Below are 24,972 nucleotides of genomic sequence, written 5' to 3'. Positions count from 1 at the left end.
TTAGTCTATTTTGGTCTGGACCTACCCTTCTATTTCAAGTGCATATTTAGCAACAGAGAGAGATGCTAGGTCACCAACACTTTCTTTTAACCCTGAAGGAACAACCTCGCAAACCTCGAGCGAGAAAGGAAGGGCTTCTTTTCGCAGTTCTTCCATCACGATTGGTTTTAATAAAGCTTCTTGCCGCAAGTAAATGCTGCCGATAATAATTTTTTCGGGATTAAGCATATCAATTAATAGAGCTAAGCCTCTCCCTAACTTCTGCCCGACTACTTGATAAATCTGATTGGCCAGCTCGTCCCCAGCATTTGCAGCCTCAGCAACCGTTTTGGCTGTGATCTCAGCAATTTCTTCCCTTGAAGAACAAATCTCGGTCGTTTTTCCTTGATTGAACCACTCATTAACCATCATTTGAGCTAAACGGGCAATACCGCCGCCGCTGCAAAAGCCTTCAAATGATCCGGCCTTCCCGTATCCGATTGGACCGCGCTGTTCCAAACGAACATGGCCGACTTCGCCAGCCATATCATTTGTACCGGTATACAAGCGTCCATCCAATATGAAACCTGCACCCATTCCTGTTCCAAATGTTAGAAAGACCATGTTGTTCGTGCCTATTCCTGCGCCCCACTTCCACTCAGCCAGCGCACAGGCATTGGCATCATTTTGGACCGAAACAGGGACTTGAAAACGATCCCTTAGCGGTGTTAATACATCAATCCGGTCCCAGTTTGGTAAATTGGGAGGCGATAAGATGATCCCTTTCTTACTATCAAGCGGGCCGCCACAGCTTATTCCAATCGCTGTTAAGACAAGATCTTCTTGCTCTAACAAAATTTTCTCTAATCCGTCCATCATTTTTGTGAGCGCTTTTTCGGGTGTATCAGGAGTAGGAAAACTTTGTTTTGCTATAATCTGAATTCCTTGCAGATCTTCAATACCTACTACTACGGCACACTTTGTTCCACCGATATCTAAACCTGCTAGAACGGGTTTCATCCAAAAAACTCCTCCTCAAGCATGATGCAAAGGGTGTGGTAAATAGGCAGATGTCTTTCCTGGATATCCGGTGTGCTATCAAAAGGAACACAAATGGTAATATCACAAAGCTCTTTTAAAGCTCCGCCACTTTTACCAGTGAATCCGATTGTTGTTAGTCCAAGCGCTTTTGCAACTTTTACAGCATGGTTAATATTGTTGGAATTACCTGAAGTACTAAAGCCCATGAAGACATCGCCAAGTTTTCCGTAACCGTATACCTGTTGAGCAAACACCATGTCAGGAGCAACATCATTGGCAAAGGCTGTCATCAGTGCCGAATGGCTGACAAGCGAGATAGCAGGGAGTGCCCCCTGCAAATTCTCACCAAGATAGTCACTGCCATTTGCAGCTTCCTTTAACTTTGCTTTGATTGTTTGAGGTAAAGGCCGTTTCGACATAAATCCCTTCATTAATTCACCGACGACATGCTCACAGTCTGCTGCACTGCCCCCATTTCCAGCAAGCAGCAGTTTTCCATTTGCCTCATAGGACTTTTTAATCGCATTAAAAGCTTCCATAATACTGTTCTGACATTCTAGTAACTCTGGATATTTTTCAGTTAGTTTTTCTAATCTAGCATTCATCGTGACATCCCCTATTAATATCTTCATTAATTTTCCTTAAGGTGGTCAATCGCCTTAGCAAAGAAATCAGGACTCCCGAAACTGCCTGATTTTAAGACAAGCATCATTGATGGCTTATTTAAACTCATACATGAGGGAAGACCGGGTTCAATTTCCTTCCAGACTCGAAGACCTTCAATTCCAAGCCTGCTGCAGACAGAAGCAGAGGTTTCACCACCTGCTATTAACAGGCGATTAGCATTAGTCCGTTTTACCGTTTCATCGATTACAAACGCTAATGATTCAGATACGACCCTTGAAACGGCCGTATTCGAAAACCCTAAACTTGCGGCAATTTGTTTTGTTTCTTTCACAACATCAGGGTTATTTGAAGAGTGCACCAGCACATCTTCACCCTTTGTTAAGTAAGTGACGAGCTTCGTGATAAGCTCCTCTTTATGGGCTTCCTTTTGCCCAGAAAACAACAGACGTGATTCCAATTCCAATACTGGAAGTCCACGTTTCTTCATCTCTTCCACTTGCTTAAAGGTCTGTGGCATTAAACTGCCAGCGGCACATAGTACCCCTGTATCTAATTTTGGAATCTGAATAGATTGTTCTTCCTTTTGACCTGGATTCATTTCGAGCGCTAATTCTTCCGCAATGCCTGATGCCCCGCAGATAATCTTTTCCTCTTTGATGGCTCTTGCAATGACTTGTAAAGATGACTGGTCCCTAACATCAATCAGCAAGTAATTACACTCTGTACGCATGCGTTCAATTTCTTGTTTAAGTTTTTCGCTGCCTTGATCAATGATATCGACTTCCACAAGGGCTACTTTTCTCTTTGTTTGTGCTTGTAAAATTTCAACCAAGTTAGAGTCGTGCATCGGATGTACAGGATCATGACGAAACTCAGAATCTGCTAATTTTTTTCCATGGACATAATGTTGTCCATTTATCGTGGTTCTTCCGTTTTTCGGGAAACCAAGTACAACGACAGCAAATTCACTTTCAAGCGCATCCAGCATCGCATCAAATTCAGCACCAATATTTCCACGAAAAACCGAACATGTTTTATTAAAAAATTGTTCACATCCAAGTAACTGAAGATTTATTGTGCTCGAAAAAACCTTCTCATAGGCTTCATTATAGGAATCGAGACGAGAATTCGTATCGATGATTAATACTTCTGGTAGGAACGTTCCCATTTTTGTTTGTGAAAATGGGTAAGGATAGACATCTGTCTGCCAGTCTGCTTTCGCATACATAATTCCAATATCATTTGCTCCTGTAATATCATCCGCAACAATTCCAATCAATTTCCCCACTTCCTTCGCGGCTTATATCCTGAATCATGAAGAAAGCTGTGTATCTCATTATCCGAAAGCTCTTGAAGAACGAAACCGGCGTTGCGGGAGATGATAAGCATGCGGCATGCCATTTCTAATGTTTGCAATGCCATTTTCGCTTCCTTTATGCTTGTATCATAAACAAGGACTCCATGGTTTTCTAATAAAAGAATGTTGGCGTTTTTCGCCTTTTCTCGAACGAGTTCTCCTAATTCAATTGATCCAGGATGTGCATACGGGACACGTTCAATCCGTTCTAAATAATACATCCCTTCAACAAACCATGCGGCAGGTATGTCGAGATTGGAAGAAGCGATGAGCGTACTATATAAAGGTGAGGCGTGGAGTACTGCACCAATTTCAGGCCTAGTTTCATAGATTGCTTGGTGCATTGGGACTTCTTTCGAAGGCTTTGGACCTAAACTAGGAATCTCGTTAACTTCTAAAGAGCATTCGGCAAAATCTTCTACATCTAAATCGCCTAAATAAGTCCCGCTTGCCGTTATAAGGAACGAATTGTCCTCCGTTTTAGCACTGATATTCCCTGAATTTCCCCAGGCAAGGTCATTTTCCATCATGAATTTCCCTGTTTCCTGCAATTGTTTTTTTAGTTCTAGCAGCTTCTTATCGATGACCATTTCTACTCATCCCATTCAATTAGATTCGTTTCCCTAACTGGATTTTCGCTATCTTTAGGGATTCGGTAGGTTTTGATTTCTGAAGGTTTAAAGGATGCCTTAAAGGAACGATTAAATCTAGGCAAAGTGATTTCAACTTCGGCTGCGACTTTATTCGTTTCATAAGCGCGAATAATCAAATCTTCATTGTCTTCTGCTTTCTTGATCGCACTAATAAGCACATGATTTGCACCACTTACGTTCACATATGAATCTGTTTGTGGTAATGAACCTTTGTGGAAGGTTTCAATAATAGAAATTGGTTTACAATTCAATTCCGCTGCTCTTTTCACTGTTTCCGCATCTTCCCAGCTGCCTTCATGTGGAAGTAACGAGTATTCAAAGCGCTGAATTCCTTGGTCGATAAACGTATATTCCCCGTCCTCTTCTGGAACAAGTGGATCATGATGAGCATAAATTGGACTGCGTAATACCGTTAAAGAAAGCTCCTTATTGTGGATACTGTAACTATATTTTGCGTCATTCATCAAACTCAAACCATATACGCCTTCGTGGTTTGGACGAACACCCGTTACATCCACCCAGCTTTGACCCGGTTCCTCTTCGCCATTATGCTCCCGCTCGATTGTTCCATATGGAATTTCATATGTTTGTTTCCTAAAGATTGAATTGATTGGGAAAACAAGCTTCAGCATCTTGAACTTTTCGCGCCAATCAACAGTAACATTCACATCAATCTGGTCTTTCTCTTGATACATGGTGAAGTCCTGAATCAATATAGAGCGCCCGTATTCACTTTTCACCCGAATCACAGATTTAACTGGACCATGCTCTGCTAGGTAAATCTTCGTCGCTTTAAACTCGCCTAATATATCGTTGAAATGGAGGGTATCATGGCTCCAAGTATCTGTTTTGTCATTTAGGACCATCGGTATTGCTGCAGGACCCGAAAAAACTTCATGCTCTACTTGCTTATCAAATAGACTCTTAATCCAACCGGTTTCCGGATCAAACTCGATTCTAAAACGGTCGTTTTCCATGGAGTATTGGCTTACATTAATTGGTTCACCCACTGGTGTAACGCTGCTTAGTTCAGTATAAAGCTTGTACACACGATATCCCATTGCCGGTAAATCAGCTAAAAAGTTTAAGCGCCAGCGACCCCCTGCTGTTGCTTGTGACTGAACTGTTTGAAATGGAACAGCATTACCTTGATCATCCACTAAAACAGAGGTTGATTTAAAGCCGCCAATTTCAATTTCTACATTCACTTTGCTTTCCCATGCATGTGGGTTAAATACAACAATTGGTTTCATTCTTTCATCTTGTTCGATATCGATCTTCCATGAAATCGATTGAACTGCATTATTTAAAGCCCGGTCAGCAATCGCGATCGCTTCACCATATAAATTCCTTGCATCTTCATAGGCAGGCTCAATACTCGTACCTGCTAAAATATCATGAAATTGATTAAATAAGATATTTTTCCAAGCCCGTTTGAATTCAACTGGATACGGCTGTCCTGTTAACCAAGAAGCTAGTCCTGAATATTTTTCAGCTGTCATCACGATATTTTCTGCTTTACGATTGTATTGTTTGACACCAGAATGGGCAGCATAGCATCCGCTTGCATGGTGCTGCAGATCATCATGAACAACAGGTAAATCATTTGTATTTTTCATTTTTTCAAAATATTCTTCAGGTGTTGAGATTATTAGATTAGGAAGACTTGCATCCTCATTTAACCGGTAGATACTCTCAATGTTTTCCTTGGTTGGTCCTCCGCCATGGTTTCCAACTCCATAGAAAATCATCAGGTCATTGACGTTGCCTTTGAACTCACCTTTACTTCGATGGACAATTCGATCAAGCTCTTTGCCCCATGAATTATATTCCTGCATAATTCGGAACGCCATTACACGTGTGCCATCATCTGATTCCCACCAAAAGAGCCTGCTAGGAAGACCTTTTTCATTTGGTGCAGGCCGCATAAAAACGTAAGAGTCCATTCCGCTTTTCTTTAGAATTTGTGGAAGCATGCCGTGATGACCAAAACTATCAACATTGTAGCCAACACGAGCTGTTACACCAAATTTCTCTTGAAAATAACGCTGGCCGTATAGACCCTGTCGTACAAATGATTCACCATTAGGGATATTGCAATCTGGCTGAATCCACCAGCCGCCAACAATTCGCCAGCGCCCTTCTTTAACCCGTTCTTTGATTTCAGCAAACATATCCGGATCATTTTCTTCTACCCATTCAAACATCGCTGCTGAACTACAGGTGAAAATGAAATCCTCATATTCTTTCATTCGGTCCAAGGCTGAACGAAAAGTGGCTTTTGTTTCTTGGAATCCCTCTTGCCATTGCCAAAGCCAAACTGGATCTAAGTGAGCATTACCAATCATATGAAATGTTTTATCTTTCATTTCCTAAAACCCCAATCTGTTGATTCTTTATGTTATTGGTTGAAATGACTTGCTTTGTTATCACTTAATAAAAATTGAGTGATTTTTTCTGATACTGTTTCTTCGACTGCATCTTGACCTGCCTGCAGTTCATCTAATGATAATAGCTTACATTCAGCATTGGTCATTCTTTCTTCTCTGCCGATTGCTTTTAACAAAGAAAGCTCTAGGTCAGTAGCAATATTTACTTTACTTACTCCTCCGTTTGGAAGTTGAAACGCTTTTTGAACCATTTCACTTGGTACACCGGAGCCGCCATGAAGGACTAAATGTACAGGTGTTAACTCACGAATCGCACTTAAACGGTCATAATCAACCTTTGGTTCACGAACCATGTACACACCATGTGCTGTTCCGCATGATACCGCTAACGCATCGACACCTGTTTGTTTAACAAATTCTGCCGCTTCGATTGGATCTGTATATAATTCTTCATCTTTATCAGTTTCAATAAAATCAGTTGTACCAATCATGCCAAGTTCTGCTTCTACCGAAACTCCTTTTGCACGGGCATATTCTACTACCTCTTTTGTAATCTTTACATTTTCATCAAATGCTTTTTCTGAGGCATCGATCATAACAGATGTGAAACCTGCTTCGATTGCATCCTTAATGACTTGTAATTCCTTCGTGTGATCTAAATGTAAAACAACGGGTACTGTAATCGCTAAAATTTCTAATTGTTTATAAAACTCACCGGCAAATTCAAATGGTGTAATCCCATAACGTTCTAATTCTTTTTGTGAGATTTGAACAATTAGTGGTGAAGCAGTTTTTTGTCCTGCTTGTAATACTGGCTTAATCATTTCTGTATAACGTGGTGAAAACGACCCGGTTGCATACTGAAATTTTTCTGCCATTTCTAGCGCTTCGGTTAATGGGAGTACATTTGTTGGTTTTACTTGATTCATCATGATCATTCCTTTTATTTTATTGTTTTAATGTGTCTTTAACTGCTTCCATACCTAACTCAGGACTCGTTACAAATTGGCGCTGCTCATCTATCGGAAAAGTCGATACAACCCTTGCCATTGATGCTTGAGCTAGTACGACGATATCTACTTTTTTTGCTAATTCACGTAACGCTGCTGACAAGTCGTTATCATGTCCTGCTTTATCATTCGCCATTAATTTCTGATAGGCGGATGCAACTAGAATAGGTTCAAAGTCAACAGCTTTCTGCTTCTGTGCTGCTTTTTGTTTTAACAATTCTAAGGTCGGTTTTAGCGTCGTTTCCAAAGTTGCGGCAACCCCGATTTTTGTAGCAGCATTTACTGCATATTCTGCCATCGCATCATCAATACGGACAATTGGAATGGTTATTTTGGGTTGAGTTAAGGAAACAAGTTCACCTATTGAAGAACAAGCATTCAAAATACAATCAGCCCCTTGCCCTTGTGCAACCTTCGCATAACTTTCCCACCGTTCGGCAATTTCTTGGACATTTCCTTCATTTTTACTTAATTGCGGCAAAATGGAATCATCGACTATATTGATAATTTCACAATCTCCTAGCATTTTATTTGCTAGTTCTTTTAACGACTCAACTGTAACGGGAGTCGTATGGATAATCGCCAGTTTCTTTTTCAACTCTTTTCCCTCCTGTCAAAATTAGGTTTGGCATTAGCAAAGGTACAAACTTTATAAACACAACTAACCATCAGGGAATCCCAGGATGGTTAATTGATTTTTCAACTTAATTCAGCTGCAAATCGCTGTTAAATGCTAACGCCTCCTGAGCAGCATACAGCACTAAACCAACACACCAGGAATGAGATAGAGTTAACATCATTCCCTTCGGCTGAAAGCAATTTGTATTATAAAAACGCTCCGTGACCATCCCTTTATAGGCATTAAAATCACCATCTTGTCTGGCAATAAATTGCAAGAAACAAGCGATATGATCTCGAGTTCGGTCCAAGTAATAGGAATCATCTGTATATTTCCATAAACGCAGCATTTCTGGAACACAAAACAGTCCATAATTGTGTAAATGTTGATTCGATGGTGATGCTTGATCTGCACCGCGAGAACGGAAATCATATTGATGCAGGAAGGAATGCTCTGGAAATGCTAGATTATACGTCCAACGGAATGTCATTAACCAATCCGCAGCCGATTTGGCAAGCTTTAACCATTTTTCATTTTTATCATTTTCATAGAGTAATACATAGGCTACCACAGCATTATAAGCATCTTCGGATGTTGGTGTCAGATGTACATCCTCTGGAGCACCATAGATGTATTCATCCACCACAAATCTTTCATAATAATGTCCAGCCTTTTCTGCTGCGGAACAGTATGTCTCCTCTTCAAAGAAAGTGCTTCCTTCTAGTAAGGAGGCAATCCATAAAATACCGCCTGCTCCATCCCATTCCTCAATGTCTCCTGTTTCACAGTGATAGTAGGATCCAAAATTGCCATCATCCCGTTGATGATTGACAGCAAAGTTAAGATTGGATTGAACCGCTTTTTCCCACTCAGGATGCTTAAAACCAGCCTGCTTTTCAAATCTCAGGGCACGAACTAAGAATAGGGTCGCTTCTGAAATGGTTCTTGCTTGCAGCCAAGTGTTTTTAGGATTCCAGCCCGTTCCCCAGCCTTTTCCTAGTACCCATGATGCCCAAAACGTCCCACTTGGAGCTATCGCAGAAGCAATATTATTCATGACATCGATAGCAGCATCGACATACTGTTGAATCCCTTTATTTCTCCCGTATGTAAGTAATGCATATGCATACGGTACTCCACTTACCCAGCCAACATGCATATGGGGCCGGTCTCCCAAACCTTTTACATTGTTGTTAAACTCGCGATCGAAGGCGGCGGTTTCTGCTAGAATGCTATGTTCAGGCATATAATGCCAACGATATAAGCCATGTGCGGTTAATTCTGCTGCTTCTTCAAGTCCCATCCACGGATTTAATGCATACTCTTGCTGATGTTGCTTATAGATTTCACGCACGAAAGGATCATAGGAATGTAAATCAGCTGAGCCTGTATAGATTTTCACTCGCAAAGTTACCGTTTCACCTGGTTTAAAGGTATATAGAGAAATATCCTTTGGCTCAGGAATTGGTTGCCCAACAAATGTCACCGGTTCCTCTTTGTAAGGAAAATTCACCCAAATGGAAGTTTCACATTCATTTCCTTTAAAACCTAAGCCTGTCAACCCAAGTACAGACATTTCCTCCACACAAAGAGCCCCACACATTTCATCATTCCAAACAAAAACTGCTGGGAGTGAGGCACGGTCCGATCGAAAGGACCAGTGATCAGATACCATTTCTTCATGATTGCCATCACGGTAATCATATCTTGGGTATTGCCGCGCATTATGCTCAAAGCGATTTTCTTTGTAAAAGGCACCTGGGATCATCCAAGTTGGCTTCCCGTTTCCTACTAATTCAGCTTTAAACTGTAATCCAAAATCCCCTGAAACTTCCTTGTTGTAGCTAACTTTTATGTCGACTTCAATAAAATGACTGCCATCTTGGACCGGTTTCCACTCGGATTGAACCGAGAATAGCTCTCCTTTGCCCGACACGTGGAAGCTGTCATCAATCTGATTGGCTTCGGTTATTTGGATTTCCTCTACTGTCTGTTCACTGTTATAAATTTCAAGTAGTGATGACAGTTTTAGAAAAGCATTATTGCTCTTTCGTTCTGACGAATACACTTCAATTTCATTATGATGAAGGTTAATAAAAGTACTCAAGGAAATCACACCTTTAGTTTATAAAATTCAAGCAGGTTGTCTCTAAAAATTCGCTGTGCAAACTCGACTGCTTCACTTTCTGTTAACATACGATCTTGTACTTTTTCGACTAAAACGTCTCCTACAATCTTACGGGCAAGCTTCTGATGGGCATAAGTTCCTTCAATAAAATTGTAATCTCCTCCAAAACCAAAAATCTTTGTTTGAGGAACCATTTCAATCATTTGATGTAATATTTGTTTCGCTATCGTAGGCGAAAGGATATACACCCATGTAAAATCTGCAAATACGTTCGGGTAGTTTTTCACAATGTTCAAATATTCTTGGTGGTATGGAATACCACAATGTAACAAAACAAATTTTGCTTCAGGATAAGCAAGTAATAGCGGAATTAAATCAGAAACCTTTGAGTTTGTAATAATATTGCCATTCCCTGAAACACTGGTTTCATGATGTCCTGTATGAATCTGAATCGGTAAATCATTTTTTATTGATCCTTGGATAATGTGATGAATCAAGTAATCTTGTAAAACAATCGCTTCTTGTTGCGACATTGGCTCATCTAAAAACGAAGAAAGCAATCGATTAAAACATTTTTCCGCTTCATAAAATGTTGGTTTCGTCGATTTAAGGGTTCTCCAGTAGGCATGTCCAAGCTTTGTCGCGATCATCCCTTCAGAGACAAATTTATTTAATAAGGCGTCCACAGCATGAAGATAATTCTGGAATGTATAAACATTCACTCCTGAATGTCTTTCAATTACCTGTATATCCTTAATTGTTCTCAATTTATAAGCGTAATCTAAGAACATAACAGGACGAAAAAGTGAAAAATCAACATTCGTCGTATAAGCTAGTGTAATAGCCAAATCAATTCCCGATTTTTCCTTTAACACTTTCGGATACCATTGATCATCATTTGTAGCCGCTATTACCTTTTCATTTAAAGCTAAGATGCTATTAACAGACCATTCTTCCATTCCATATAAGTCCTGTACTGCTGTATTTAAAGTACGTGCATAAGTTGTATTTTTTGTTTTTTGATAGAAATTTAAAAATTGCTCAGCTTTCTCTTCATCACTTAATAGTGAATTCTTACTTAAAATCCCGCGTTTCATTCCAGCCGTTATTAGGTCGGACTCTAAATAATGAAGAAGACCAAAAAAATCCACTTTATTTTTTTTTCGAATTTCCACCGGATCAATGTGTTCATGGCCATCGATAATGCGAATTTTGTTAATTTCTTCATGGATACTACTCATTGTACTGCTCCTCTCAAAGATGAAAGGATGACTTAAAAGAATACACCCCTTTCATTCCCACTCAGAATCCATTTTAAATTCACGATTTTGAGTGGAGGGGATTCCCTTTCATTTTTAAGCCATCCTTAACTCTTACACCTTGCTAATTAATCAACCTTAAGTTCAGGAAATGTGTTCTGTACTTCTTTTTTGAATTTTTTTATCACTTCATCAATATCAGCATTATCTTTGATTCCTTGTCCTGCTACTTTTCTCCACTTACTTAACACTTCTTCGCCATACTTGTCTGATTTAGTTCCAGGAATATCTTTCACCATTTCGTAATATGGCTTTAAAATATTTTGCTCACCAAACATCGGAGTTTTGAATGTTTCTAAGTTCTTTTCATAGACAGTTAACAATCCTGGCATGTTTCCAGTTGCTTCTAGGTTGTGCTGCTGCCATTCTTCACCTGCAATGAATTCAATAAACTTATAAGCCAACTCTTTATTTTCTGACTTTTCATAGATAGAACGGTATGTTCCACCCATGTAGAAACCTTTTGGGGTTTTCGCTACACCGAATTTATCTTTTGCTGCATCGTTTTTGTTATCAACCATGAAACCTGCCCATGCTGGCATTGCATTTAATACAACACTTCCATCATTGATGGCATTTCCCCAGCCTGCTGAGAAGAATTCAAGCTTTGCATCAACGTCATTATTAAAGATTTCTTTTTGAATTTCATAATTCTCTTTCCAGCTATCATCGATTGTTAATTTTCCATCCTTCACCCAAGGCTTGGCGTAATTGCCTTCAACGTTGTAAACATCACCATAATGAGAAATTAAATGAACTTGTCCATTGCTGTCTTTATTCACTTTTTCACCTAACTCAATAATTTTGTCCCATGAATCTACCATGGCACTTATTTCATCTGGGTTGTCAGTTCCTAAATATTTTTTAGCATTTTCTTTGATATACCAGAATCCACCCGGTGAAGAATGATCAGAAATCGCTCGTACATCACCCTTACTATCTCTTCCTAATGCTTGTACATATGGAACGTAATCCTTAACGAGATCTTCAGCACCCATATCAGTTAGGTTCGCTGCATACTTAGAATTAATAAACTTGTCAATATAGGCTTTTTCTAAGTCAAAAATATCGGGTACACCTTTTCCTGACTGAAGCACATTCAGTAGCTTTGTTTGATATTGATCGCCAGGGAAGATTTTCACTTCAACCTCTGCATCTGGATACTTTTTCTCAAATTCTTTGGCCATATCTTCAACTTGCCCAAAGAATGTCCAGATTGTTAATTTACCTTCAACTTTATTGCTATCACCTTTTTTATCATCAGAAGCATTTGTATTTTCACTGTTAGAACATCCAGCAAATAATGTTAGAACAAGAACAGAAGCTAATAGGATAGAAAGCCACTTTTTCATATAGATGTACAGCCCCTTTTTTGGTATAATTAACGTCTATTGTTTTTCTTATCGTTCTCTTTTAGTGCCTAAGACCGTCAATTCTTTCACACTTAAACGAGTTTGATAAGTTCTGTATTCTTCAGTGATAGATGTTATCATCCTTTCACTGAAGTTTTTTATTTATGTATTTTCCACATCACCCCCATCAATTTTAAGAAGGATTATCCTTTTAATGCTCCTGCTGTTACTCCGCTGATTATTTTCTTAGACACAATAGAGAAGAAGATTAAAATTGGAATAACTGATATAACAATTCCCACATACATGGCTCCAAAATCTGTTGAGAACTGTGATTTTACCATTGCAATCATGACCGGCAGCGGCTGCAGTTCATTATCGAACAGAACAATCATTGGTGTTAAGAAGTCATTCCACTTTCCAATAAACGAAAAGATTCCCAATGTTGCGAGCGATGGCATTAGCAATGGCAATACTAAACGGTGGAAAATTTTTAACTCACCGCAGCCATCGATTCTTCCTGATTCTAGAATTTCTGTTGGGATACTAGAATCACACATTTGTTTCATAAAGAAGATTCCAAACGCATTCGAAATGGATGGAAGAATGAGCGGCCAATAGGTGTTTAACATTTGGAAGCTATCCATCAACTTGAAAAAACCAATAATACCTAACTGCCCTGGAATCATCATCGTCCCTAACACAGCAAGGAAGAGAAGATTTTTATATTTGAAGTTATATTTTGAAAAACCATAACCTGCTAGTGCCGAGAAATATAGGTTTAATACAGTTGAAGTAACTGTAATAAACACGGTATTTACAAAACCTCTCCAAATTGGCACGGTATCAATTAAACGTTTATAGTTTTCGATAAACTCACCGCCAGGAACGAGCAGCAGTTTCCTAGCTATATCTGAATTCGCATGAGAAGAAGTGACCATCATACTGTAAAAAGGCAGCAGACAGGTGAAGGCAACAGCAATCAGCAAGAAATAAACTGCAAATTTACCAAAAAATATTTTTGTATTAAACTCTTTTTTTGTTTTCTTTTTGCTAAAGGAAATATTTTTTTCTACAATACTATCATTTGCTTTCATAAGGATCCCCTTTCATTCCAAGCTGAAAGTCTCCTACTTTTCTAAAGTAAAAAGATGTTTTACTGTTCAACTTTGTTCATTTTTGAAAACTTCATTGTAATTAATGAGAAGAACAAGATGATGATAAAGATTGCATATGCAATGGCTGCTCCATAACTATAATCAAATCGTTGGAAAGCGGTTTGGAATAAGTACATCACCATCGTCAGTGTCGAGTTATCCGGTCCATTTCCAAGCATCAACGGCGCATCAAACAATTGAAGACCACCGATAACGGATGTAATAAATGTAAATAATAGTACCGGTCTTAATAAAGGCAATGTTATTTTTGTCGCAATATCCCATTTTGAAGCTCCATCTACTCTAGCAGCCTCATACAATTCTTCTTGAATCGATTGAAGACCAGCGATAAATACTAGCATATTGAATCCAAAGTATTGCCACATAATCACTCCTGCAACAATAAACCTTGAAAGCCAAGGACTATTAAACCAGTTTACTGGGTCATCAATAAGCCCAATCCCCATTAAAAATTTATTAACACTTCCTGTCTGCCAATCAAACATTAAGCTGAACAAAACCCCTAGTGTGACAGGTGTTACAATATTAGGAAAATAGAACACCGCTCGAAAGAAATGCTTTCCTTTAACAAATTTTTCGTTCAGGATCATGGCTAACGCTAAAGCAAGGATCAATTGCGGAACAATTGATAAAATCCAGATGATTAATGTGTTTCCGATTGCCTTAAAAAAGAATGTATCTTGGAGTAATCGAGAATAATTATCTAACCCAACAAACACAGGGTCTGAAAACCCATCCCACTTTGTGAAGCTTAAATAGAGTGAGAAAATAATAGGCACTAAACCAAAAATAAGAAATGCAATGAAGTATGGAAGCACAAAATAGAATCCATATTTTGATTTATTAATAGAAGAAGTTTTCATGTTTTCACAGCCTTTTAAACTTTTTTGTCCACCTTTTCTAGTTTTCATTAAATATTTGCTGTCATTTGGATAAAGTCTATTAATTTAAAAACTGACTTATTATAAAGTAGAAATCTTTTCGGAAATCTTCCTGCATGAGTCACGAATAATTAATTCAGGTTTTAAAAGATGTCGTTTTGCTTGGTACTCTTCTCCCGTTTCCATTCTATTAAATAATTCCGTTGCGGCTTTCATGCCCATTTGCATAAATGGCTGTTTTACCGTCGTTAATGATGGATATACCCAGCTTGCCAAAGTGATGTCATCAAAACCCGTAATCGAAAAATTAGTAGGAACATGATATCCTCGCTCTTGAAACGCTCTTAATGCCCCAATTGCTGTTTCATCATTGGAAGCCACAACCGCAGTGAAATCTCCATCAGCTAGTAACTGATTCATGGCACGGTAACCACCCTCATTCGACCAATCAGTAGTAACAATCCAGTTCGGATTGACTTCTAATCCTAGTTGTCCAATTGTTTCAAGATAACCTGATAAGCGACATTTTGTTGCCGCAGAATCCTCTGGTCCTGAAATATAGGCTATTTTTTCGTGGCCAATACGATGAAGGTAACGAACAAGTTCTGCTATGCCGTAATAATTATCAACGTCTACCGAAATGACATTCGGCACACCAGCGGAATCTCCAAAAACAACAACTGGGAAACCAGCTTCTGCTATTTCAATTAATTCTTGTTTATCCCTTTTACTGAAGCTAATCATAATGATTCCATCAACATGGCCTTCGAAAAATAAGTTTTGAAAGTATGACTCCTTATATTTATTTGAGGTCATACTGTAGAACACACAATTAAATCCTTTTTCCTTCGCTACCTCTTCAATCCCTCTAAATATGGATGGATAAAAGATGTTTGTAATACTATCAACCACGATACCAATGGTTTGAGTTTTACTTCTAACTAATCTTCTCGCATTTTCATTACGGTGATAGTTTAATTCTTTGATCGCCTTTTTTAATGCCTCTTCTGTTTCCTTTTTAACTGGCAGACCATTCAAATAACGAGAGACAGTGCTTTTGGATGTATTGGCATGTTTAGCCACATCTTTGATTGTAGGATTCATTATTGCCCTCCTATCCTTTAGTTTAAGATTTTCCTTTAATAGGAACGTTCCCAAAATCATCGAAACTCATTCATCTCGATCGTAAAACTCTGTTGCTCAACTACACTCCTAAATTCCTAAGAAAGACACTTACTTTTTAGAAAAACACACAAAATGAAAGAGTAGAATTACTACTATTTAAGAATTAGAAACCGTTTTCAATTAACAGAAAAATTTTTTACGACCGTAATGATATCGTTTATAAGGTAACCCAGCAGGATCTTGCAGGTATCCTGCTGGGTTATATAGGAACGTTCCCAATTTAGTGTAAGAATTATTTGTCTATTTAAATTTTAGGACGTATCGATTACTTTGTCAAACAATTATTCGACTTTCTTTTAAATTATTTGCAACAAGTTTCGACTTTGTAGTGTACCATGTTCCTAGTCCCTCTTCTACATACTCATTATTTATCAGAAAACTGTAACCATTCATCCTCATCATTAAAAATATTAACCTTTTTGTTTTTCACTGCATTCTCCGCAAACAAATACATCGCGGCTGACCACGATTGTCCTGCAAATCCCATCGGACGTCCCGACTGGCCATGAAACCATTCGTTAAATTCCCATTCTGTTTTCTTACCCATTTTATTCATACTAGCTAGTTTCTCTAATTGATACTCTGCCTCATCAAACCTTTTGGCTTGAATAAGTGCTGCCACATAGAAACCGCCAATAAACGGCCAAGATCCGCCATTATGATAGTGGTGCGGCAAATTAAGATTTCGAACACGATAATAATCGCGCCAATCTTTTTCACCTTCGCGAATAGCAGGGTATAAGGCTTGAACAGGAAACGGTTCATTAATTCCACAACCCTGGATATAATCGAGGATTTTATTAGCCTTTTCTTCATCCGCAATCCCAAAAAGAATTGCTAATAAATTGCCAAGCGTATCAAACCGGTCTGCATAGTCACGAAATCCCATATAGGGAAGATAAAATGGTCTTTCCACAAGTTCTGTTTCCACCCGCTTAATGGGGTAAATCCATTCTTTTCGTTCCTTTTTAACCCAGTCCATTTTTTCCTGATTTTCAGGTGTAATCCACAATAGAATATTTATCTTCTTTTTTACATCTTTTGCGTTTTCATAATAATAACTCGAAGGAAGGTTTAATGCATCTGCCATATGCCCCATACACTTCCAGGCTGAAGCATATAACACATTATCGAAAAGGACATTATAGCGGTTAGCAAATAAATCCGCCCAATCCATTGCTTCATGAACTTCTAGTAAGCCGCACTCATTTGAATCTTGGTAGCGCAGCCAAAGCAATGCTTTTTCTATATTTCCCCACCATTTTTGTAAAAATTCCTTGTCCTTCGTTTCCATATAGTATGAGTAATGGCCAATGATATACCAAAGGTTGCCATCCACACAGCCTGCATGAATCGAATCTTCAACAGCTTGTCCTTTTATACCCTCATCATCGAGCTTCCCGCCATGGGCGATTAACGCAGGATCTGCTACATTCGGAAAACCAACATTATGGGGGATCTTTCCCAGTTCACTTTGAAATTGCCCCAAGGTTTCCAATGAACGGCGATGAATGCTTGGGCCAATATCATCCTGACAGACAAGAAGACCTAGTCCACAAATCATACTATCCCTTGCCCAAACCTGTTGATAGGCGGTACTTGAGCCGAGTAGTCCAAGCTCTCCACCATTTTTCAGTAATATTTTTTCAGCTTTTTCTCTGCCTAATTCTACTATACTTTCTGTCATATCCTTCTCTCCCAACTGGATTTTTGTTACCTATTCCAATGCTTTTAAACCTATTAATCTCACAGAGAGTAATTCTTCACACAGTCACTAAGGATTTCTCAAGATCTTCGATTAAGTTCGTTTCTTTGATTGGCTCCTCAGGATTTTTTGGGATGGATAACGTTTTAATTTCAGATGGTCCAAAATGCAGTTCAATCTTTCTGCCCCAATTCTTCAAATCCACATTCACAACTGTTTCTTGGTTATGCGCTTCATAAAGTCGAATGATCAAATCATCATGATTCTCAGCCTTTTTTAAAGCAGAAAGAATAATATTGTGCTGGTCAATCCCAATAAATGAATCTTCCTGCTGCAGTGGACCTTTATGATAGGTTTCCACAATGAGCTGCGGCTTTTGATTCAGTTCTAATGCATGCTTTACCGTTCCTGCTTCTTGCCAGCTATTTTCATGCGGCAGCAATTGATAGGTAAAAGTTTGAATCCCTTGATCAATGATTGGATAATCCTCGTCTGGATCTGGAACGAATGGAGTATGATGGGCATAAATTGGACTTCTTAAAACTGTTAAATTAATACTATTCCCACTTACATCAACACCATATTTACCATCATTAAGAAGACTTAAACCATATATATCTTTCCTTTGTTTGCTAATCGTGCCTGTTACATCAATCCAATTATGCATTGGCTTTTCATCTCCGTTTGCCTCGCGTGAAGCATGACCAAATGGAATCTCAGAAGTTGCATGCCGTTGATTAAAGCTTACTGGAAACTTGAGTTTTAACGTTTGGTAACTTTCTTGCCAATTTACTTTAACTTTCACTTCAATCTTATTCAACTGTTTGTACATTATAAAGTCCTGGACAATAGTGGATGATTGAAACTTAGAAGTGACCCGAATAACCCCTTTTACCGGACCTTCTTCCAGCTTTTTAATCCGAATTGGCTTGAAGACTCCGGCGATTTCATCAAAGCGAAGTTTCCCATGTCCCCATGAATCGGAAGAATCATTCATGACATAAGGGATAGCTGCATCACTTCTGAACACTTCGATTTCCTTCTCTTTGTCAAATAAACTGCTGATTCCACCAGTTTCTTTATCAATTACAAGCTTGAAACGGTCGTTTTCCATTTCGTGATCGGTTACTTTTACAGATTCAAACTCTTTTGTCGGCTTATCCGCACGAAGTTTAAACGTGCTATATCCTAATGGTGGCAGCTCAGCCAAAAAAGCAACTCTTTTTCGATTCGGTACTTTCGCGACAGAATCAATGATTTGGTAAGGCACTTCATTTCCATGAACATTTTCAATAATGAAATCTTCTGGCAATAAATAATTCACAAAAAGCCCATACTCAATTTCAACATTTACCTTTACCGGCCATGAATGAGGATTAAAGATGACCATAGGTTTCATGTCTTTTTCTTCTTCGATATCAATATTCCAACTTAACGATTGGAGGGCGTAATTCATATTTCTTGATGCAATACTGATCGACTCGCCAAATAAATCTCTGGCATCATCATAGGCTTCGGCAATGCTTGTCCCCGCTAAAATATCGTGGAACTGGTTAAATAAGATTCCCTTCCAAGCCTGATTCATGTCTTCTGGATACGGTTGGCCTGTCGTCCAGTTGGCTACCGCGGAAAACTTCTCAGCCATTAAAGCTAGATTTTCAGAATAGCGATTTAGCTTTTTCACTTCCGAATGAACTGAATAACAACCAATCGCATGATGGTGAAGATCATCATGGACAACCGGAAGAGTATCCTTAAAACTCTCTACATGGTCAAAAAATTCATTCGGTGAACTAAACATAAGATTAGTATCTTCAATCGTTTGGTTTAGTTTTTCAATAATCTCGATATTTTCCTTTGTCGGTCCGCCTCCATGATTACCAACACCATAAAAGCACATTAGATGATTGAAAGAATGCTTAAGTTCATTCTTACAATGCATAATGTGATTTTCTAAATGGTCAAAGGTGCAATATTCAAAAGGAATGCGAAACGCTTTTACCCGAGAACCATCTTTGGATTCCCATAGAAACAACCGGCCCGGCAGCCCTTTTTCCTCTGGACCAGGTCTCATAAAAACATAAGAATCCATACCGGATTTCTTTAATATTTGCGGCAGCATTCCATTATGCCCAAAGCTGTCAACATTGTAGCCAACAGTTGCAGTAACCCCAAATTTTTCTTTAAAATAGTTCTGGCCGACCAGCCCTTGACGGACAAATGATTCACCACTTGGAATATTGCAATCCGGCTGAATCCACCAGCCGCCACAAATAATCCATCTGCCTTCTTGAATTCTTTGCTTGATTTCTTGAAACATTTTTGAATCGTTTTTTTCAATCCATTCATAATATGCAGCAGAACTTGATGTAAAAATAAAATTCTCATATTCTGTTAGACGATCGAGTGCTGAACGAAATGTCGCCTTCACTTCTTGAAAACCTTCCTGCCAGCGCCAAAGCCATACGGGGTCGAGATGTGCATTCCCAATCATAAACATGTTTTTCATAGGTGAATTCCTCCAATTCCAATTTCCATCTTCTCAATGGAAGCAAAAAAAAAAGATCAAGGCCCAATGAATTTGAAACCGCCTTCATAATAAAAATAGCCTAACTTTTTTTTGATTCATTATACCATTCTACTTTAACTTTGTGTATCCAATAAACTAAGTTTATGATAAAAGATATATTATACTATTATGGAGATAACAAAAAGTGGAATCTATTACATGGAATCAACATGCGGTAAAAAAATAACAAAGAAATTTAACCTTCCTGTCCTCATTGAAAATGAAAAATGCAGGTGCACATGGGAAAAAACAATTTGGCACAGGTCATAAGTTTAATGATATTATTTATGCTAGTGTTGGAATTGGAATCGGGGTGGTTACCGTATTAAAAATATTATTAGTAGCTTTAATCCGGAGCAAATAATAATTGGCAATCGTAAAGCGATGGCGCAGCAGTGGCTGGAGTAACTTATTCGGAAGACGATTGCAAATCATACCATGTACTTATATAAAAACGAGATACATATTGATTTTTTCTACGCTAACAATACATTCAAGAGCATTAAGTGTGGCCACGTTCGTAATTGAAAACTTAATAAAGAAAGAACAATATAAATAATTTATCGAAAAACTGATAAAATAAAATGATTATACTTAGATTAGGAGATAAATGATGACTAATAAAACAAATTTCACTGGCTATATTGGGACCTACACGAAAGGTACTAGCAAAGGCATATATACTTTCACTTTGGATACTGCCCGAGACCGTATATTGGACGTTAAATTAGCTGCAGCCATAGAAAATCCAACATACTTAACACTTACTGAAGATAACCGATACCTATATTCTGTAGCAAAGGATGGTAAATCTGGTGGACTTTCTTCGTATTCAATAAGCGATAACGGAGAACTTATACCAATTAATAGTCAATTCTCAGAGGGTGCTTCTCCTTGTCATGTAAGTATTGATAGTAAACAACGATATGTATTTAGTGGAAATTATCATAAAGGAACAGTTGAATCCTATTTAACTAACCAAGAAGATGGAGCGATTCAGTCAGCTTCCTCTATCATTCAACACGAAGGGTCTGGACCTGACCCTAGACAGGAAAAACCACATGTCCATTATACTGGATTAACACCAGATGAAAATTATCTTGCTGTTGTCGATTTAGGAACAGATACACTTACTACCTATGCAGTGAATCCTGATGGAAAACTTACAAAAGTACAGCTTCTTCCATTAAAAGCTGGCAGCGGACCACGGCACCTTGCTTTTCACCCTAATGGAAAATCCGCTTACCTTATGACTGAATTTAGTTCAGAGGTAATTGTTTTTACCTACGATTCGCAAACTGGTCATTTTACAGAAAAACAATACATTTCTACTCTTCCTGAAGAGTTTAAAGAAAATAACCAAGGAAGTGCAATCAAGATCTCCGAGGACGGACGTTTTGTATATGCAGGAAATCGTGGTCATAATAGCATTGCAGTCTTTTCTGTCAATGAAGAAACAGGAGGACTTACTTTCGTGGAACATACTTCCACTGAGGGAGATTGGCCGAGGGATTTTGAAATAGACCCAACTGGCCGATATATCGTTGCTTCTAATCAAGAATCAAGCAACTTGGTGTTATTCGCAAGAGATGAAGATACTGGAAAACTAACTCTTTTACAATCTGATATAAAAGTACCATACCCGGTTTGTGTTAAGTTTTTGGGATAATTGACTTAACGGTTAAAGGATGTGTCTTCGATGGATTTTTTTCATAGTCAGGAATCCTTAACAACAATGGAGTGGATATTACGGGCAATCATTGCCTATTTCTTTTTGCTAGTTGTGGCAAAAGCAATGGGCCAGCGTTCCATTGCACAGCTAAGATTGATTGACTTTGCTATTGCTCTGATAATTGGAAACATCATTGCCCATCCATTGTCAGATGAACATCTTGGACTAAAAGGGTCAATGACGACTACAGCGGTATTAGTGTTGCTTTATATTGGCAGTGTGTATACGATGTTAAAATGGCCAGGGATTAGAAAATTAATTAATCCTCCACCCATTACACTTGTAAAAGACGGAGAAATTCTTGTTAAAGGGTTGAAGAAAGCAAGAATATCAATCGATATTTTATTAGAAGAATTACGGGAAGAAAAAGTAGAAGATGTAAAAAAAGTCGCATTAGCATTGTGGGAAGCTGACGGAAAAGTGTCTGTTTTTTTAGACCCAAAATACGAACCAATAACCCCATCCACTTATAACTTAGCAACCGAACCATTTGATCTTCCAATTACAATTGTTAAGGAAGGCAAGATTAATTTTCAGGAATTATTGCAAATCAATAAGCCAGAAGACTGGCTAATTGCAGCACTTAAAAATCAGCATCAGACAGATGTTAGAAATGTATTACTAGCAACAATCGATCGTAAAAGCAATTTAAAAGTATTTTTGTATAAATAGTTTTTTCTGAAAATAGTAATTGACACTTCTGCTTTAGTGTAGTAAATTTTATAAAAAGTCTAAATATTATACTTTCTTATCAAGAGAGGCTGAGGGAATGGCCCTATGAAGTCTCAGCAACCTTCAATGATATTTTTCATTGAAAAGGTGCTAAGTCCATCAAGTTATTCGGTAACTTGTGAGATAAGAAGAATGACCTATGCGAATGTGCATCCAAAAGTCTTCTTCTTATAGAAGACTTTTTTTGTTTTTATAAAGGAGGATAAGGTAATGGTTTATAAAATTGATACGAAGTTAGCACAAATCGGAAATAGAAGTGATAAGGTGACAGGCACCGTTAATCCTCCTGTTTATTTTTCGACAGCTTATCGTCACGAGGGTATTGGCCAATCAACGGGATATGATTACTCACGGACAGGCAATCCAACACGTCAGCTTCTTGAAAAGGCAATTGCAGATTTAGAAGGTGGCGATCAAGGATTTGCCTGTAGTTCGGGTATGGCTGCTATTTTCACTATCCTTTCTCTTTTCCAATCTGGAGACGAATGGATTGTGAGTGAGGATTTATACGGAGGTACCTATCGATTACTAGAAAAAGGGTTTAAAAAATGGGGACTTCAGACTCAATATGTAAATACTTGCAGCCCGGAAGAGATTGAGTGTCGGATTACCCCTAATACCAAGGCGATTTTCCTAGAAACTCCAACTAACCCGCTTATGCAGCAGTCAGACATTGCTGCTGTTGCAAAACTTGCGAAAAAGCACGGGATTATCCTGATTGTTGATAATACATTCTATACACCGCTTCTTCAGCAGCCAATCCTGCTTGGTGCGGATATTGTGATTCATAGTGCGACGAAATACTTAGGCGGCCATAATGATGTCCTTGCCGGGCTTATTGTTGGAAAGGGTAAAGAAATATGTGAGGCACTGGCTTTTCATCATAACGGAGCAGGTGGTGTCTTAAGTCCGTTTGATTCTTGGCTGGTCATGCGCGGGATGAAAACATTATCGCTTCGGATGCAAAGACATGAAAGCAATGCAAAGGCTATTGTAGAATACCTTTCTAAGCATGCAGGTGTAACAGATGTCCTTTACCCTGGAAAAGGTGGAATGGTTTCTTTCCGTTTACAGGATGAAACCTGGGTAAATCCATTCTTGCAAGAACTTTCACTTATCACCTTTGCCGAAAGCCTTGGCGGGACCGAAAGCTTTATTACCTATCCAGCAACACAAACCCATGCTGATATTCCAGAAGAAATACGAATTCAGTCAGGTGTTTGTAATCGGCTATTGAGGTTTTCTGTAGGTCTCGAAGATCCATCTGATATCATTGAGGATCTTGAACAGGCATTAGCCAAATTAAAAGAAGGAGTGATTAGATAATGAGTTCAGAAGATTATAGTTTTGAAACAAAGCTCCTTCATAACCAGCATAAAATCGATCCAACTACCGGCGCAGTAAGTGTACCAATCCAACATGCATCAACCTTCCATCAATTTGATATCGAAAACTTTGGAAAATACGATTATGCTAGAAGTGCAAATCCAACAAGAGAGGCGCTTGAGGACGTAATCGCTGAATTAGAAGGCGGTATAAGAGGCTTTGCATTCTCGTCGGGAATGGCTGCAATTTCCACTGCCTTCCTCCTTCTTTCTTCGGGAGATCATATCGTCATTACCGAGGATGTGTATGGCGGTACATATCGAATGGTCACGGAGGTACTGTCCCGTTTTGGAATTGAACATACATTTGTCGATATGACAGACTTTGATTCAGTTAATAAAGCAATCAAGCCTAACACGAAAGCATTTTATGTTGAAACACCTTCTAACCCGACATTAAAGGTAACAGATATCAAAGCCATTACTTCTTTGGCAAAAGAAATAAACGCCATTACGTATGTTGACAATACTTTTTTAACTCCCGAATACCAAAGACCGTTGGAACTTGGAGCAGATGTGGTTCTTCACAGTGCAACGAAGTTTTTATCAGGACATAGTGATGTAGTTGCTGGCCTTGCGGTTGTAAAGGATGAAGATTTAGGTAAGAGGCTGTATTCTTTACAAAATTCCTTTGGTGCTGTACTTGGAGTACAAGATGCATGGCTTGTCCTTAGGGGAATTAAAACCCTTCATGTCCGACTAGAACAATCACAAAAATCAGCTATCAAACTTGCAGAATTCTTAGATGCTCATCCGTTGATTGAAAAGGTTTATTACCCTGGACTTAGTGACCATCCACAGTATGAGCTGCAGAAAAGTCAGGCAGGCGGACCCGGGGCGGTTTTATCCTTTGATTTCATGGATGAACAAGCACTTCAAGTTTTTCTTGCCCATGTTAAAATACCTGTTTTTGCGGTTAGTCTAGGTGCGGTTGAGTCCATTCTATCCTATCCTGCAAAAATGTCTCATGCAGCAATGCCACAAGCTGAAAGGGAAAAACGAGGAATTAAAAATAGCCTCATTCGCTTGTCCGTTGGTCTAGAGAATCCAGACGATCTTATTAAAGATTTCTCTCAGGCGTTACATCAAGTGAAAGAAAAACTATTGGTCTTGCAGCAAGGAGAATGATC

The 24,972-nt window shown here is 38.7% G+C and carries 20 protein-coding genes and 1 riboswitch; of the genes, 4 read left to right on the top strand and 16 right to left on the bottom strand.

All coding sequences use genetic code 11. The annotated features are described in order from the left end of the window. Nucleotides 1–21 precede the first annotated feature (21 nt). From QUG14_RS23530 to QUG14_RS23455, 16 genes are all read right to left on the bottom strand, one after another. Nucleotides 22–999, bottom strand: coding sequence for an ROK family protein (locus QUG14_RS23530; protein WP_289342878.1), 978 nt, complete (start codon nt 997–999; stop codon nt 22–24). Next, nucleotides 996–1,625 carry a D-sedoheptulose-7-phosphate isomerase gene (locus QUG14_RS23525; protein ID WP_289342877.1) on the bottom strand — a complete coding sequence of 210 codons (630 nt, stop codon included), beginning with the start codon at nt 1,623–1,625 and terminating at the stop codon, nt 996–998. The genes QUG14_RS23530 and QUG14_RS23525 overlap by 4 nt, the downstream gene beginning before the upstream one ends. A gap of 26 nt (nt 1,626–1,651) precedes the next feature. Next, nucleotides 1,652–2,926, bottom strand: a complete 1,275-nt coding sequence (locus tag QUG14_RS23520) for a four-carbon acid sugar kinase family protein (protein WP_289342876.1) — start codon at nt 2,924–2,926, stop codon at nt 1,652–1,654. Then, nucleotides 2,923–3,594, bottom strand: coding sequence for a class II aldolase/adducin family protein (locus tag QUG14_RS23515; RefSeq protein WP_289342875.1), 672 nt, complete (start codon nt 3,592–3,594; stop codon nt 2,923–2,925). The genes QUG14_RS23520 and QUG14_RS23515 overlap by 4 nt, the downstream gene beginning before the upstream one ends. A gap of 2 nt (nt 3,595–3,596) precedes the next feature. After that, the gene (locus QUG14_RS23510; protein WP_289342874.1) at nt 3,597–6,026 is read right to left on the bottom strand and encodes an alpha-mannosidase; all 2,430 of its coding nucleotides are present in this window, start codon (nt 6,024–6,026) and stop codon (nt 3,597–3,599) included. Between the two features lie 32 nt (nt 6,027–6,058). After that, nucleotides 6,059–6,976: a class II fructose-bisphosphate aldolase gene (locus tag QUG14_RS23505; RefSeq protein WP_289342873.1), complete on the bottom strand. Its 918-nt coding sequence runs from the start codon at nt 6,974–6,976 to the stop codon at nt 6,059–6,061. Between the two features lie 19 nt (nt 6,977–6,995). Continuing rightward, nucleotides 6,996–7,655, bottom strand: a complete 660-nt coding sequence (locus QUG14_RS23500; RefSeq protein ID WP_289342872.1) for an aspartate/glutamate racemase family protein — start codon at nt 7,653–7,655, stop codon at nt 6,996–6,998. 106 nt (nt 7,656–7,761) lie between these two features. After that, nucleotides 7,762–9,783 (bottom strand): YyaL domain-containing protein, encoded by a 2,022-nt coding sequence (locus QUG14_RS23495; protein ID WP_289342871.1) that lies wholly within the window; start codon nt 9,781–9,783, stop codon nt 7,762–7,764. A 5-nt stretch (nt 9,784–9,788) separates the two neighbouring features. Next, entirely contained in the window at nt 9,789–11,045 is a 1,257-nt protein-coding gene (locus QUG14_RS23490; RefSeq protein ID WP_289342870.1) for an amidohydrolase family protein, read from the bottom strand. A gap of 146 nt (nt 11,046–11,191) precedes the next feature. Then, nucleotides 11,192–12,475, bottom strand: coding sequence for an ABC transporter substrate-binding protein (locus QUG14_RS23485; protein WP_289342869.1), 1,284 nt, complete (start codon nt 12,473–12,475; stop codon nt 11,192–11,194). A gap of 203 nt (nt 12,476–12,678) precedes the next feature. Then, the gene (locus tag QUG14_RS23480) at nt 12,679–13,572 is read right to left on the bottom strand and encodes a carbohydrate ABC transporter permease (protein ID WP_289342868.1); all 894 of its coding nucleotides are present in this window, start codon (nt 13,570–13,572) and stop codon (nt 12,679–12,681) included. A gap of 59 nt (nt 13,573–13,631) precedes the next feature. After that, nucleotides 13,632–14,564, bottom strand: a complete 933-nt coding sequence (locus QUG14_RS23475; RefSeq protein WP_289342867.1) for a carbohydrate ABC transporter permease — start codon at nt 14,562–14,564, stop codon at nt 13,632–13,634. A gap of 51 nt (nt 14,565–14,615) precedes the next feature. Further along, on the bottom strand, nt 14,616–15,638 hold the full coding sequence (locus QUG14_RS23470) for a LacI family DNA-binding transcriptional regulator (RefSeq protein ID WP_289342866.1): 1,023 nt from the start codon (nt 15,636–15,638) through the stop codon (nt 14,616–14,618). 445 nt (nt 15,639–16,083) lie between these two features. After that, the gene (locus tag QUG14_RS23465) at nt 16,084–17,406 is read right to left on the bottom strand and encodes an amylo-alpha-1,6-glucosidase (protein WP_289342865.1); all 1,323 of its coding nucleotides are present in this window, start codon (nt 17,404–17,406) and stop codon (nt 16,084–16,086) included. Between the two features lie 76 nt (nt 17,407–17,482). Next, nucleotides 17,483–19,933 carry an alpha-mannosidase gene (locus QUG14_RS23460; RefSeq protein ID WP_289342864.1) on the bottom strand — a complete coding sequence of 817 codons (2,451 nt, stop codon included), beginning with the start codon at nt 19,931–19,933 and terminating at the stop codon, nt 17,483–17,485. Nucleotides 19,934–20,278: 345 nt separating this feature from the next. Continuing rightward, the gene (locus QUG14_RS23455) at nt 20,279–20,428 is read right to left on the bottom strand and encodes a hypothetical protein (RefSeq protein WP_289342863.1); all 150 of its coding nucleotides are present in this window, start codon (nt 20,426–20,428) and stop codon (nt 20,279–20,281) included. Nucleotides 20,429–20,606: 178 nt separating this feature from the next. Between QUG14_RS23455 and QUG14_RS23450 the strand changes: the two genes are divergently transcribed. The 4 genes from QUG14_RS23450 to metC all read left to right on the top strand — a co-directional run bounded on the left by QUG14_RS23450 (nt 20,607) and on the right by metC (nt 24,970). Beyond that, nucleotides 20,607–21,662, top strand: coding sequence for a lactonase family protein (locus QUG14_RS23450; RefSeq protein ID WP_289342862.1), 1,056 nt, complete (start codon nt 20,607–20,609; stop codon nt 21,660–21,662). A 30-nt stretch (nt 21,663–21,692) separates the two neighbouring features. Continuing rightward, nucleotides 21,693–22,397: a DUF421 domain-containing protein gene (locus QUG14_RS23445; protein WP_289342861.1), complete on the top strand. Its 705-nt coding sequence runs from the start codon at nt 21,693–21,695 to the stop codon at nt 22,395–22,397. Between the two features lie 73 nt (nt 22,398–22,470). Next, nucleotides 22,471–22,587, top strand: a riboswitch (SAM riboswitch). A gap of 80 nt (nt 22,588–22,667) precedes the next feature. Continuing rightward, nucleotides 22,668–23,783 (top strand): methionine biosynthesis PLP-dependent protein, encoded by a 1,116-nt coding sequence (locus QUG14_RS23440; RefSeq protein WP_289342860.1) that lies wholly within the window; start codon nt 22,668–22,670, stop codon nt 23,781–23,783. Beyond that, complete coding sequence (metC, locus tag QUG14_RS23435) at nt 23,783–24,970, top strand: cystathionine beta-lyase (RefSeq protein WP_289342859.1); 1,188 nt, start codon at nt 23,783–23,785, stop codon at nt 24,968–24,970. Before QUG14_RS23440 ends, metC begins: the two co-directional genes overlap by 1 nt. Nucleotides 24,971–24,972: the final 2 nt, after the last annotated feature.

This window comes from Neobacillus sp. CF12, from assembly GCF_030348765.1.
GTDB lineage: Bacteria > Bacillota > Bacilli > Bacillales > Cytobacillaceae > Neobacillus.
Note: the sequence above shows the minus strand (reverse complement) of the source record. Positions and strands in the feature narration are given on the sequence as shown.